We start from the raw sequence: 12,816 nt of genomic DNA, 5'->3' as shown, positions 1-12,816 counted from the left end.
CCAATTTAGTTCAAAACCAGTTAAATACGCAACAAATTACACTCAAAAATCAAAAATATCGATCGCCAAATGCCAGTTTTTCTGATGCAGCCGATCGCACATCTCCCGTTTCTCATCCGCCAAATATCGCTGAAATTCCGGTTTTTCCAGACCGCTGCGCCACATTACCAGAGCATCTTCCCCAGTGTCTTCGTAGTATCGCTTGCGCCGTCCAGCCTCTTTAAAACCAAACTTTTTGTACAGGGAAACTGCGGCTAAATTCGAGTCCCGCACTTCTAAAGTGGCCCGTTCTAATTGCCTGTCACAAGCCGATTTTAGCAAAGCCAAAAGCAGAGCTTGTCCCAAACCCTGACCTTGAAACTGAGGATGAATTGCCAGCATTATAATGTGAGCTTCTTCTAAAATCGCCCACAAACAACCGATACCAATGAGAGTTGGCGGAATCTGTAGGGGCGGTGCCCCCGTGTCCGCCCGAATCTGTAGGGGCGGTGCCCCCGTGCCCGCCCGAATCTGTAGGGGCGGTGCCCCCGTGCCCGCCGCCTCCCATGTCCAAACACCTAATAAATCGCTGTTAGGACTGTCTAACTCGCGCCTGTAGCCTTCGATCGCCCAAAGTCCGCCAAAACAAAGTCGATCGAGTTCGACAGCACTATTGAGGTCTTCTGCGACGAGATGTTTAATTTGTAGAAAACGCACAGCCGATTTTAAATTTTAGATTTGAGATTTTAGATTTGATCATTACTCACTGCAAGGATGCTCCAGTTCGATCGAGTCTCAGTCAGTCAGCCTGCTTGCGGAATGAATCTGGGGGCAACTGACCCAATTGCTTGCCGTCAATTGTACACTGGGAAAGACCGTAAGGATAGTTATTGCGCGATGGTATCAACTCAATCTTTCGGGGTGGAATCGGGACTTAAGTATCTGTCTGAGTCTCAACAAGCCCTGCAAACTCGATCGCCCAATCAAGAACTGTTACCGCTGACAGCCAGTGTTAACAGCAGCGATCGGTTGGAAATCGGAGGCTGCGAGGTGACAGCTTTGGTGGAGCAATTTGGCTCGCCGTTGTATATTTTAGACGAAGAAACGCTGCGGGCGGCCTGTACCCAGTACCGGGATGCTTTTAAGCGTTACTATCCGGGCGAATCTCAAGTGCTCTATGCTTCTAAAGCTTGGAGTTGTTTGGCAGTTTGCGCGATCGCAGCTTCGGAAGGTTTAGGGATAGATGTCGTATCCGCCGGAGAAATCTACACTGCACTGCAAGCCGGTGTCAGTCCCGACAAAATCTACTTCCACGGTAACAACAAGTCCCGCGAGGAACTGCGGCTAGCTGTCGAAAGCGGCTGCATTACCGTAGCCGACAATTGGCGGGATTTAGAGACTCTAGCAGAGTTGGGACAATTGGGTGTCAGCAGCCTCACTGGTGGGCCGACACGAGTTATGGTGCGGTTTACTCCTGGAATTGAGTGTCACACCCACGAGTACATTCAGACGGGTCAAATCGACAGTAAATTTGGCTTTGATCCCAACTCACTCGATCGAGTATTTACTTTCATCAGCCAACACCCGTCCTTATTTTGCGTGGGAGTGCACGCTCACATCGGCTCTCAGATTTTTGAACTGCAACCCCATGACGATTTAGCTGAAGTCATAATTCAGGCCTTGACAAAAGCACAGAGTTATGGTTTGCCAGCAACAGAAATTAATATTGGCGGCGGGTTGGGCATTCGCTATACTGAAGCGGACGATCCTCCTAGCATTGAAGATTGGGCTCGTACAATTTGCTCCGCAGTGGTAGCAGCTTGCGAGCGGCAGCAATTGCGATTACCAAAATTGCTTTGCGAACCGGGTCGATCGCTCGTCGGTACAGCCTGCGTCACCGCTTATACCGTTGGCTCTAAAAAAGTCATTCCGGAAATGCGGACTTATTTAGCTGTGGATGGAGGGATGTCGGACAATCCGCGTCCTATTACCTATCAATCAGTTTATCGAGTCCTCGCAGCAGGTAAAATGTCTGCTCCCTTAACGGAAACAGTGACAATTGCTGGGAAACACTGCGAGTCAGGCGATGTTCTGATTAAAGATGCCAAATTGCCAGAGTGTCATGCCGGAGATGTCCTCGCGGTTACGGCCACAGGGGCATACAATTACAGCATGGCTTCTAACTACAACCGAGTACCCCGACCGGCAGCGGTTTTAGTGAGAAATGGGGAAGTTAACACGATTATACAGCGGGAAACTTACCAGGATTTGCTGAGGCTTGACCGCCTTCCTGAACGACTCGGAGCTCCAAAGTAAAAACTTAGAAGTTAAAAGTTAAAAGTTAAAAGAAAGACAATCCATGTTTACTTAGTGACGATTGCTTTTTCACTTTTAACTTTTGCCTTGTTCAGTCACGCGATTGGATTGACACTCCCCGGTCTAAAAACACGGGGATTTTCAGCATATTCCTTATAACAACTGTTCATGGTTCATGGGTTCGAGTGCATCACGGTTCGCGGTTCACAGGCGGTAGCGTTCGATGAACCATGAACAATCAACAATCTGGCTTTGACTTTACCCTCGTTCAGTCCTTATTGATTCAAGGGATCGATATTGGACTGGTTTTTGCCCTTGCGTATTTGGTGCTCGTCATTGTTGGCGAGCGCAGAACGCTGTGGATGGTACGGGGATTTATTATTTTGATGCTGGCGGCGGCGGTGAGCAACTGGGCTGGATTGAGGCTGTTGCACGTTGCCCTCAACAGCTTGGTGACGGGTTCTGCTGTGGCAATGGCGGTAATATTGCAGTCGGAGTTTCGCCGATTTCTGGAACAATTGGGTCGGGGGGAATTTCGGCAATTGTTTGGACGCGATCGCCGACCCAATCCCGAACCGGACAGCGTAATAGATGAAATTGTGGACGCAGTAAAAGAACTTTCGCAAAATCGCACGGGCGCTTTACTAATTATAGAAACAGATTCTCCGATCGACGATCGAGATTTTTCTGTGCCGGGACTAAAGTTAAATGCTGAAGTTTCTAAAGAATTGTTGCAGACTATCTTTCAGCCGCAAACTTTGCTGCACGACGGGGCTGTTTTGATTCGAGGTTCGCGGATCGTGTCGGCGGGAGTAATTTTGCCTTTGTCCGATCGCACTGCGTCGCGGCAGTTGGGAACGCGCCACCGGGCGGCGATGGGGATTACGGAACGGGTGCAAGCTTGCGTGTGCGTGGTGGTGTCCGAGGAAACGGGTTCTATTTCTTTAGCCCAGATGGGACTTTTAAATCGACCTTTGACTAGCAACAAACTTAAGGAATTGCTGGAAGCAAAGCTGTTTCCGTCCGAGGGAGAAAGAGTTGTGGCTCCAATTCCGATCGGCAATCTCGGACGCCAGATAGGATTGAAGGGAGTGACGCTATTAAAACGGATACTGCGCCGTTAGTCGGGTAATCGGGAGAAACCGTCAATCACCCGGCGCTGCTCGGAGTACCGAGACAGCGCGGGCACAGAAAGAGCCTAGTTGACCAGTCTAAGTGGTTCGCCCACTACGTTTAAGGTAAGCGTTGAAGTACCTACCGGAAAATGCGTGCTAGTTTTCCGCTCTAGAACTTAAAAGTTAAACAGGTGTAAGGGTTAAGCCAGTGCTTTTAAGATAGTTACCGACCTTAAACATTGACGCAGCAAACATTACCCCGTAAGGGAGGACTTAAATGTCTAATTTTGTTTTTGTACTTGATACCAAAAAACGACCGCTCAATCCAATCCGCCCAGGATTGGCACGTAAATTGCTAACTAATGGCAAAGCTGCTGTCTTCAAAAGGTATCCATTTACGCTAATTTTGAAAGTAGAGGTAACTATACCGCAAAAACCAATTACTCTTAAATTAGATCCTGGCTCCAAGGCCAGCGGAATTGCATTAGTGCAAGGAGAAAACGTAATCTTTGGTGCAGAACTAACACACCGAGGTCAAGCTATCAAAGCCAGTCTGGAGTCTCGTCGTTCATTGCGTAGAGGTAGAAGAAATCGCCATACCCGCTATCGTCGGGCCAGATTCTTAAACAGGACTCGCCCTAAAGGTTGGCTAGCACCAAGCTTGCAACACCGCGTCGAAACAACCCTAACATGGGTAACTAGATTGATGAAGCTTGCGCCAATTTCGTCTGTTATTCAAGAGCTTGTGCGATTCGACCTCCAGCAATTAGAAAACCCAGAGATTTCTGGGATTGAATACCAGCAAGGCGTTTTATGGGGCTACGAGATCCGGGAATATTTGCTGAATAAATGGGGCCGGAAGTGCGCTTACTGTGGTGTGATTAATACACCGCTACAAGTCGAACACATTCATCCCAAAGCTAAAGGTGGATCTAACCGTATTTCTAATCTTTGTCTTGCTTGCGAAAAATGCAACATTAAGAAAGATACTCAAAATATTGAGCAATTCCTCTCTAAAAAACCAGAGATTTTGAAACGGATTCTGTCTCAAGCAAAACGTCCTTTGAAAGATGCAACAGTGGTTAATTCTACTCGTTGGGCGTTATTTAATCGACTCTGTACAACTGGCTTGCCTGTTTCTACAGGCAGTGGCGGTTTAACTAAGTTCAATCGCACTCGATTAAATTTAGCTAAAACTCATTGGCTAGATGCAGCTTGTGTTGGAAAGGTCGAGTCGTTGAAGATTTTAACAAACAAGCCACTATTGATCAAGGCAACTGGTCACGGGATACGTCAAATGTGCCGTACCGACAAATTTGGCTTTCCATCTCGCTATGTCCCCAGACTTAAGTTTATTAAAGGTTTTCAAACGGGAGATATCGTCAAAGCGGTTGTGACCTCTGGTAAAAAAGTTGGTATATACGTTGGACGTGTTGCCGTAAGAACCAGTGGTTCATTCAATATTTCTGCCTCAGAATTGGTGTCAGGAATTAGCCACAAATATTGTTCAATTGTTCACAGAAAGGATGGTTATTCGTATGCAGCATAAACCTTGCCCCCCTTTTCCTCTCGCCACTGACCTGGGTACAGGTACAGTGGGAGTATCCAAGGGGGAAGACAGATGAGTCAAGGAATTTGCTTGGAAAAGTTGCCGGAGGATCTGCAACAGGAACTACTGCCTAAGCACATAGCAGTGATTATGGACGGGAACGGGCGCTGGGCTCAGAAGAAGGGGTTGCCGCGGATTGCGGGACACCGCCGAGGAGCTAGCACTCTGAAGGAACTGCTGCGCTGCTGCAAAGATTGGGGGATTCCAGCTTTAACGGCCTATGCTTTTTCGACGGAGAATTGGGGGCGGCCGGCCGGGGAAGTGGATTTTTTAATGAGTTTGTTTGAGGGTAAGCTGCGGCAAGAATTGCGGGAGATGGTGGACGAGGACGTGCAAATTCAATTTATGGGGAATTTGCAGGCTTTGCCGAAGTCTTTGCAGGCGCAAATCGAGCGTTCTGTGACGGCAACTCAGCACAATCAGGGGATTTTGTTTACGGTGGCGACGAATTACGGGGGGCGTCAGGAGATTGTACAAGCTTGTCGGGCGATCGCCACTCAGGTGAAAGAGGGCAAGTTGCAGCCGGAGGAGATTGATGAGGTTTTATTTAAACGCTATTTGTATACTGCTGATGTTTGTGACCCGGATTTGCTGATCCGGACGAGTGGGGAAATGCGGTTGAGCAATTTTCTACTATGGCAAATGGCTTATTCGGAAATTTACATTACTGAGACGCTGTGGCCGGATTTTGATCGATCGGAGTTTCACCGCGCTTTGTCTGATTATCAGAAGCGCAGTCGCCGATTTGGCAAAGTCTAACGATTTTGGATTTGGGATTTTAGATTTTAGATTTTTTGGTTGATTTTTTAGTTTCCAAGTAGGTCATCTCCTGCTCAACATAACGAATTTAGATTTTAGATTGGAGGACAAATCTAAAATCTAAAATCTAAAATCTAAAATCAAATTAGGGGCCGGAGAAAACGGCCGCTTCAATGTCTTGACGTGAGAGGGAGTATTTGAATGCTCGCTGAATGTCTTGGCCGTCGGCTCCAGCATCGATGTAGCGGACGGTAAGTTGGTCAATATCGAGGGAGAGTTCTGCTTTCCATGTAAGTTGCTCGATCTGCCAGCAGTGGAGTTCTCGCCGATCTTGCTGGCAGCCGCGGCTTTTTAGCCACTGCTCGATTTCCGGGAGTGGATGGTTGTACAAAGGAGTGTCAGCGGAAGGAAGAGTCATGGGATTTTAGATTTTAGATTTTGGATTTTAGATTGGGGATTTCGGATTGGGGATTTCCGATTGTAGATTGGAGATTTGGGATTGGAGGCTTTAATTGCCGCGAATTAAGCCGATCGCGATCGCCAGTACCAAACATCCGATTAAGCTAGCTCCCATGATAAACAGAGCGAACATTTCTCCGGGAGAAAGGGGTCGATCCGTGGGATCTAGGTAAGCGGAGTTGGAAGTTTTTTTGCCCGATCCCGAAACCGGAGTATTGAAGCCTGGGGGCGACTGAATCACGTTCAGGCGAGAATAGCCTATTTTGAGGTCGTAGGCGAGGCGACGTTCTGGGTTGCTGAGGGTGGCGTAGGCGTTGTTGAGCTGCTGAAATTTGGCGGTGGCGACTGCGGGCGGCAGCTCGGTGGTATCGGGATGGTAGAGTTTGCTCAGTTCCCGGTACGATCGCCGAATTTCGATCAGCGATGCGGAAGGATGCAGCCCTAACAAGCCGTAGTAACTAGAACCCAAGGGGGTTTGGCCGGGTATTTTCTGACTTTTGCTGTTTGCCGTTCCCTCGTTAGGAGTCACCTCAGCGCCTCTGGGCTTGTTTATAATTTTTGATTATTTTAGAGCAGATTTGAGGGTAGCGCCACTGTCTGCGATGTCGAGGGGTTGAGGGTGGGCGATCGGGATAGCCCAAATGAGTGAGCTTCAGCGGGTAATATCATGTCCGTTTACTGCGCGTTTGAGATTTCTGACTCACCGATTGATCGGGCAAGCTGATTTCGCCAGAACCTTTTCTCGACGCTGCGGATATTTTCTGCATCTCTCAGTTGCTCCAAGTAAAGCAGCAAATACTTCAATTCATCGTCCGTCTCCTCCCCCTCAAAGGGGTTTACTCGCACCAGATTGCCATAGCTGCGCTCCCACTTTTGAGGTGTATCATCCACTGCAATGATTGACTCTAGATGATACCCTTTGCGCTTGACCTTTTTTAGATTTTTGCGATTGTAATATTCAAACCATTCAAGATCGTAAGCAACTGTGCAACGATCGCTTGCCCACACAAACGATAAAGTTTTGGGATCTTCAAAGATGGCTGACACAATGGCGATCGCATAAGACGGGGTAGAAGATGTCCAAACTGCCACCTCAAACCAGTCTAGGCAATTTTTCAAAAAGACATCTAGAAACGGTCGTTTATAAATGTAATATGGCTCCACTAAAAAGTCAGCTTGCCGAGGGAGAGATGCTTCGGTAGCATAAATTAAAGTTTCATCAAGATCGAGGATCAATAGTTTTTTTCTATAATCCATAATCAAAAATGGTTCATCACTAAGTCTAGCTCCACTTCCTGTACCCAATTACTTTAAACTATGAATCGCCCCGCAAATTTTGCACATCCTCAACGCTAAGCCCGGTAACTTGGCTGAGCGTGGCATTATCTAGCTGTGAGAGTAATTGTTGGGCGATCGCTAGCGTTTCTTCTCGTTTTCTTTCCTCTCTTGCTTCCTGTATTCCTGCCTGTCTTGCTTCTTCAAAAGCTTTAATAATTGCCCCCTGTTGATCGTGAATAAACTGTTCCCTGCGTTCCAAAACTTCTACTTCTTCCCGACTTAACCGGGCTTGATTGGCAAGATCGAATGCTTTGTGGATTTCCGGTACGCTATCGATTGTTTCGGGAACTTCTGAGAGAATTCTGGCATATTTCATGAAATATATCCATTTATCTGTCAAAGTTTCTAGTTGACTTGCTTCTTTATGGAATTTAGGTAATTCTATAAACACTAAATTCATGGCATCTTCGGGATAGTTTAAATTGCTTTTAACTTCTTTATACACAAATCTCGAAATTAAGTTAGGGCTGTTGCGAAACATTTCAAAATCTGTAATGGTTAAAGCTATTAATGGCTTGAGCATTCGATAGCCTTCTCCTCTTTGCAATTGAAATGCGTAGGTTGTGGCTGCATTGTACAACACCCGATTGCCAGAATATTGAACGTTGAGAACTAGAATTTCAATAATGACTAAGCTGCCATCGTCTAGTTTGGCTGTGACATTGAGGTAAGTATCTTTTAAACTTTCAAGTTGCCTCGGCAGATTCTGGTTGATAATTTCTAAGTCTTGGATGGTGGGATTGCCTTCATAAATTAGAGCGTTGAGAAAGCTAATTAGAATATCTTTGCTTTCTGAGGAACCGAATATTTTTTTGAAGGCGTAATCCGTTTTCGGGTTGATAAATATCATAGTTGTCAGATTTAGCTTTAAGGTTATCGGTTTGGTGGCGAAACAACCCGATTTGAGAGCCGTCAAACTGCTGATTTTGTTTCAGGTAATGGTTTCACATTTTCCGGCAAATGTGCATTGGCGATCGCCAGCACTGGCTCCTCGATACTGTGTTCGCCGTCGGTGGGGAGTTGGCAAGAAATCAGTTCTGTGACGATGCGATCGCCCAGAACATCTTCCCAATCTTGCAACTGTTCTCTGGCTTTGATAGGTGTATTGACAGCCACGTCTACGCCCATTTGCTGAAGGTTGAGGCTGTGGGCTGTCGATCGGCGGTTGACCCACTCCACCAGCCAAACGCTCAAGCCGACTGCTGCCATCAAAGGCAAGACAATCCGATAATCGCGGGTTAATTCAAACATCAACAGGATGGCTGTCAGCGGTGCTCTGGCGCTGCCGGCGAGGACGGCGGCCATTCCCACCATTGCGTAGGCGGCAGGGCCAGCGACTCGATCGCTCATTGCCGGCAGCATTTCCAAAAAGAGGCCGTAAGCCGAACCCAGGGAAGCTCCCAAAAACATCGCCGGAGCGAAGATGCCGCCCACTAAACCACTGCCGAGGCTGATTGCTGTCATCGCCAGTTTGACAAACAGCAGCAGCAACAGCAAAGGCAAGGAAAATTTAACATCTTGGAGCATTGCTTGGACTGTTTCGTAGCCGACACCCAAAATTTGAGGCAATTGCAGGGCGACTAAGCCGACTGCGGCCCCGCCGATGATGGGGTGAAGCGGCCGGGGCAGTCGTCCGAGCCAAGCAAATCCTCGGACTTTTCCTTGAAAACAGCCCTCGGCTAATTGAATTGCTTCTGTGTAGGCTAGAGACACTCCGCTCGCTAAAAGTCCCAATCCCATGTACAGAGGCAGTTCTAGGGGGCTGCGGACATCGTATATCGGCAAAGAAAAGGCCGGCTGAGCTCCCAAGCAGATTTGAGCGATGAGCGCCGAAACTACCGCCGAGAGCAAGACAACGCTGACTGACGAAGTGGCGAAGGTGCTGCCGAGCACGACTTCTAAGGCAAAGAACACTCCGGCGATGGGAGAGTTAAACCCGGCGGATAAACCTGCTGCTGCTCCCGCGCCCAGGAGCAAGCGCTGCCGTTCTGGGGAGAGCTGTAAAACTTGAGCCAGCAGCATTCCGAAGTTGGCGCCGATTTCGACGCTGGGGGCTTCCGGGCCGAGGGAGGCGCCGGTGCCGAGGGAAACTGAGGCTGCCACCATTTTGGTGATGGGTTTGAGGGGGGAGAGTTCTTGCAGGCCGCGGGTGGCTGCAATTAAGGAAGACATATTCGGGCCAAAGTCCCGAAACCGCCAGCGCATCAGCCCGATGATGACTCCGCCGAGGGTGGGAATGCAGGCTAGCGTCCAAGAGCCTTTCGACGCGATCGCCCCCATGAAGTCTTCCAGCATCAGGCTGTGGATGAAGTGGATGAGGTAGTGAAACGTGACGACGCCTGCACCCGTAACTCCCCCGATGACTAGGGAGAGGATGAGCAGGAGGGTTTCTGGGCTGGGGTGCAGGCGGTTGAATAGCGGGCTTAGGCGGGAGGCTTGGGGAGTTGCTGCGGTTGGCCCGGGTGGCGGCAGATCCACAGGAGGGATGGCTCTCATTTAGCGGTTAATTCTTCGGTGAGAAGTTATATAATATTACAATTTATTTCTTATTTTCATTTTGAGTGATTTTAGGGGAATTGACAACTTATATTAAGGCGTATTTTAGGGTAAATTTTTTGGGCTGGCCGCTGGGGTGGAATGACTGATTCTGAGGAGCGGCGGATTTGGCGTGATTGTATGCTCAGTTACATTCAAACTTAGATACACTCTCGCGATAATCCTAATTAACTATATTTATAGTTTTGCCGCTTATACCAATTTAATGTGAAGTTGCACATATCTCGATCCCCCTCGCATACCCCTGATTGTTGGGGTGTAGGGGTTGACTTTGAGAAGAATCTTGTCCCACCCCCTACTCCCCTTATGAAGGGGGGTTAGGGGGGATCAGATTCTACGGGGCCTCATAAAAAATTGGTATTAGGCCGATCGCATCAGTGAACTAGCAATATCATAGAACTCAGTAAAAAACAACTTTCCAATTAAAGAATTGGCGATGGGAGATTTTACCTTACAAGCACAAATCTCAAACCACAAACCTCAAATCTCCAATTTTAAATTCCTTGGTCGCGCATACTATCATATCGGTTGTTGAGTGGGCGGGATTCTTGGTCTGGGTTTGGCGATCGACATTAGCGGATCGCCGATGGTGGCGACTTTCCAGGGTGGGGATTCTAGCTGGCGTGCTGCGATTAAAAAGGGTGCTCCTCGCTTTAGGCGATCGACCATTAATTTAGGTGGAATAAATGCCGATAAAAAAGGTTCGTTGACGCTGCCAATATATGCGTAAGCACCATTCTCTAGCCACCTTCCGGCAACGGTGTTTGTGTCATCGGGGGCTGCTGCTGACCAACTGTGGATCATGTGGATTGCGGCAGGAAATTGAAGTTTTGGTATATCTTCAACTGAAGCGTCGCCGTTGCCCACTTGGAATGATTTTGGATAGCCTTTGGAATTCATTAATATTAAGTCAAATGTCCACGGTTTTGAGGCTAAACTCCTCCACTTTTCCAGGCTAGATTCTGGTTGCTGCACTACTTGGACATTTAAACCTATGGTTTTTAGTCCGCTAGCTGCTTCCTCCATTTCATATTTTGCCCAATTTCCTTCCTTGGGGTAACTGTCATAAAGCATGGCTGTTTGGCTGTCGAGAAATATGGCACACATGGCTTGATAGATCGATCGCACCTCGGAACCGTAAATCCAGCCAACAGCCGCCCAGCGTTCGCCGTTGGGGTGTCTTCCCAAACCGTCGGTAACGGCTAGTTGTTCGTCTGGTTTTTCAGGAGATTGATATTTGACTGCTAGTTGGCGTACAATGGTTATTGTGTCGATCGCGTCTGCGAGTTGAGAGTAAAAATATCCGGTTGATTCGACAGCTTTTGTAACTGCTAGTTGCAGAGTTTTCCACTGTGTGTTATTGAGGGTATCGTTGGGTTTCCCGAAGTTGCCTTCTACAAATACTAAAGGTTGGCCGTGGGCGGCTGCTAAGGCAACTGCTGCTGATCGTGCGGGGTCGTTTTCTGATGTGATTACTACTCCTGGGGGTTCCCAGCCGAGTTGCGTCCATTTTGCTTTTAAGGTTGGAGTATCGGTGGCATTCCAGGCGGCTGCTGCGCTGTTGAGCATTAATTGCTGGAGTTTTTGATTTTTTGGCAGTTGCTGTTTGATGCTTGGCAAACGGACTATTTCTTCGGGTTGAAAGCGCTGCAAAAACATGGGCGCATATTTTTGGTCTTCGATGAGAATAGGCCAGTTTCCTTTGAGATTCCATTTTTGGATGGCTGCTAAGAATGTGGCTTCGTCGGGTACTAAAACTACGCGGTTGACTGTTGGTATATTTTCGCGGAGGATGGCCGATCGGAGGCCTGTTTGAATTGGCCAGGGTTCTTGTTGGGCTGAGGCGGGAAGTTGAAATGGTTTTTTGAAAATGCGATCGCATCCGACACCGATTATTGCTAAGCTTACAATAAGTGCGATCGTCAGGAATTTAAATTTTAACTGTTTTTTCATAGGGGCAGGGGAAGGAAGGAACTAGGTTATACATACGAACCATTATCGAAATATTTTTAGGGGCTGCAAGCGGATGTTTCGAGGCGCGGGACAAAGGAAAATTGTAAGTGCGATCGGGCTGGCCACTTTTAGTATTATTGCCTTAGCAACTACAGGTTTAATAATTTTCGCAGCGAACCGTTCGTCAGTCAAGCATCAAGTCCGGCAATTGCTGACAGCGAGGGAATGTCAAGGTTGCAATCTTTCCGGGGCGAATTTGAGCGAAGTTTTTCTGGAAGGCGTCAATTTAGAAAAAGCCAACCTGAAAGATGCCAATTTGTGGAGCGCGCATTTGGTAAACGCTAACTTGAAACAGGCAAATTTGGCTGGGGTTTACCTGATAAGCAGCAATTTGGCAGGGGCAAATTTGGAGGGAAGCAATTTAGAAAATGCGTTTTTAGAGGATGCTTATTTGGGAGGGAGTAATTTGAGAAATGCTAACTTAACAGGAGCTTTTATGAAAGGTATTTTTCTTGTTAATGCTGACTTGGAGGGGGCGAATTTGGAGGGGGCTAATCTGTGGATGGCTAATCTGGAAAGTGCTAATTTGAAGGGTGCTAATCTGAGGAACGCTTTGCTGTTGGATACTAATTTAGAAGGGGCGAATTTAAAGGGTGCGGTGATGCCTGATGGTACGCGGCAGGAATGAAAGTCAGTTGATAGTTGTCAGTTGACAGTTGTCAGTTGATAGTT

At 47.7% G+C, this 12,816-nt stretch carries 12 protein-coding genes; 5 read left to right on the top strand and 7 right to left on the bottom strand.

The window, feature by feature from the left end; translation table 11 throughout:
- Positions 1 to 42 precede the first annotated feature (42 nt).
- A complete protein-coding gene (gene rimI, locus QUA00_RS06320; protein ID WP_333409101.1) occupies positions 43 to 696 on the bottom strand; it encodes a ribosomal protein S18-alanine N-acetyltransferase in 654 nt (217 codons plus the stop codon).
- Between the two features lie 180 nt (positions 697 to 876).
- Between rimI and lysA the strand changes: the two genes are divergently transcribed.
- The 4 genes from lysA to QUA00_RS06300 all read left to right on the top strand — a co-directional run bounded on the left by lysA (position 877) and on the right by QUA00_RS06300 (position 5,778).
- Entirely contained in the window at positions 877 to 2,295 is a 1,419-nt protein-coding gene (gene lysA, locus QUA00_RS06315) for a diaminopimelate decarboxylase (RefSeq protein ID WP_333409141.1), read from the top strand.
- Positions 2,296 to 2,525: 230 nt separating this feature from the next.
- A complete protein-coding gene (gene cdaA / locus QUA00_RS06310) occupies positions 2,526 to 3,419 on the top strand; it encodes a diadenylate cyclase CdaA (protein WP_333409099.1) in 894 nt (297 codons plus the stop codon).
- A gap of 268 nt (positions 3,420 to 3,687) precedes the next feature.
- A complete protein-coding gene (iscB, locus tag QUA00_RS06305; RefSeq protein ID WP_333409098.1) occupies positions 3,688 to 4,959 on the top strand; it encodes an RNA-guided endonuclease IscB in 1,272 nt (423 codons plus the stop codon).
- Positions 4,960 to 5,031: 72 nt separating this feature from the next.
- On the top strand, positions 5,032 to 5,778 hold the full coding sequence (locus QUA00_RS06300) for an isoprenyl transferase (RefSeq protein WP_333039718.1): 747 nt from the start codon (positions 5,032 to 5,034) through the stop codon (positions 5,776 to 5,778).
- A gap of 145 nt (positions 5,779 to 5,923) precedes the next feature.
- Here the strand turns inward: QUA00_RS06300 and QUA00_RS06295 are convergent, their stop codons facing one another.
- The 6 genes from QUA00_RS06295 to QUA00_RS06270 all read right to left on the bottom strand — a co-directional run bounded on the left by QUA00_RS06295 (position 5,924) and on the right by QUA00_RS06270 (position 12,084).
- Positions 5,924 to 6,196, bottom strand: coding sequence for a DUF3143 domain-containing protein (locus QUA00_RS06295; protein WP_333039717.1), 273 nt, complete (start codon positions 6,194 to 6,196; stop codon positions 5,924 to 5,926).
- Between the two features lie 90 nt (positions 6,197 to 6,286).
- Positions 6,287 to 6,766, bottom strand: a complete 480-nt coding sequence (locus QUA00_RS06290) for a J domain-containing protein (RefSeq protein WP_333409096.1) — start codon at positions 6,764 to 6,766, stop codon at positions 6,287 to 6,289.
- 146 nt (positions 6,767 to 6,912) lie between these two features.
- Positions 6,913 to 7,494 carry an HAD family hydrolase gene (locus QUA00_RS06285; protein ID WP_333409095.1) on the bottom strand — a complete coding sequence of 194 codons (582 nt, stop codon included), beginning with the start codon at positions 7,492 to 7,494 and terminating at the stop codon, positions 6,913 to 6,915.
- Positions 7,495 to 7,552: 58 nt separating this feature from the next.
- The gene (locus tag QUA00_RS06280) at positions 7,553 to 8,425 is read right to left on the bottom strand and encodes an Rpn family recombination-promoting nuclease/putative transposase (RefSeq protein ID WP_333409094.1); all 873 of its coding nucleotides are present in this window, start codon (positions 8,423 to 8,425) and stop codon (positions 7,553 to 7,555) included.
- 62 nt (positions 8,426 to 8,487) lie between these two features.
- Positions 8,488 to 10,071, bottom strand: a complete 1,584-nt coding sequence (locus QUA00_RS06275; RefSeq protein ID WP_333409093.1) for a chloride channel protein — start codon at positions 10,069 to 10,071, stop codon at positions 8,488 to 8,490.
- 579 nt (positions 10,072 to 10,650) lie between these two features.
- Complete coding sequence (locus QUA00_RS06270) at positions 10,651 to 12,084, bottom strand: hypothetical protein (protein WP_333409091.1); 1,434 nt, start codon at positions 12,082 to 12,084, stop codon at positions 10,651 to 10,653.
- Positions 12,085 to 12,157: 73 nt separating this feature from the next.
- Between QUA00_RS06270 and QUA00_RS06265 the strand changes: the two genes are divergently transcribed.
- A complete protein-coding gene (locus QUA00_RS06265; protein WP_333145756.1) occupies positions 12,158 to 12,772 on the top strand; it encodes a pentapeptide repeat-containing protein in 615 nt (204 codons plus the stop codon).
- The last annotated feature ends 44 nt before the right edge of the window (positions 12,773 to 12,816 follow it).

Origin of the sequence: Microcoleus sp. T2B6 (genome assembly GCF_036700475.1) — a bacterium.
GTDB lineage: Bacteria > Cyanobacteriota > Cyanobacteriia > Cyanobacteriales > Microcoleaceae > Microcoleus.
The sequence above is the reverse complement of the archived record's forward strand: the minus strand, read 5'-3'. Positions and strand labels throughout refer to the sequence as shown.

Excerpts from the sequence above, each read along its gene's own strand:
- cdaA (WP_333409099.1), top strand. The coding sequence starts at position 2,526 with ATGAACAATCAACAATCTGGCTTTGACTTTACCCTCGTTCAGTCCTTA.
- iscB (WP_333409098.1), top strand. The coding sequence starts at position 3,688 with ATGTCTAATTTTGTTTTTGTACTTGATACCAAAAAACGACCGCTCAAT.
- QUA00_RS06295 (WP_333039717.1), bottom strand. The coding sequence starts at position 6,196 with ATGACTCTTCCTTCCGCTGACACTCCTTTGTACAACCATCCACTCCCG.
- QUA00_RS06285 (WP_333409095.1), bottom strand. The coding sequence starts at position 7,494 with ATGGATTATAGAAAAAAACTATTGATCCTCGATCTTGATGAAACTTTA.
- QUA00_RS06270 (WP_333409091.1), bottom strand. The coding sequence starts at position 12,084 with ATGAAAAAACAGTTAAAATTTAAATTCCTGACGATCGCACTTATTGTA.
- QUA00_RS06280 (WP_333409094.1), bottom strand. The coding sequence starts at position 8,425 with ATGATATTTATCAACCCGAAAACGGATTACGCCTTCAAAAAAATATTC.
- QUA00_RS06300 (WP_333039718.1), top strand. The coding sequence starts at position 5,032 with ATGAGTCAAGGAATTTGCTTGGAAAAGTTGCCGGAGGATCTGCAACAG.
- QUA00_RS06265 (WP_333145756.1), top strand. The coding sequence starts at position 12,158 with ATGTTTCGAGGCGCGGGACAAAGGAAAATTGTAAGTGCGATCGGGCTG.
- QUA00_RS06275 (WP_333409093.1), bottom strand. The coding sequence starts at position 10,071 with ATGAGAGCCATCCCTCCTGTGGATCTGCCGCCACCCGGGCCAACCGCA.
- lysA (WP_333409141.1), top strand. The coding sequence starts at position 877 with ATGGTATCAACTCAATCTTTCGGGGTGGAATCGGGACTTAAGTATCTG.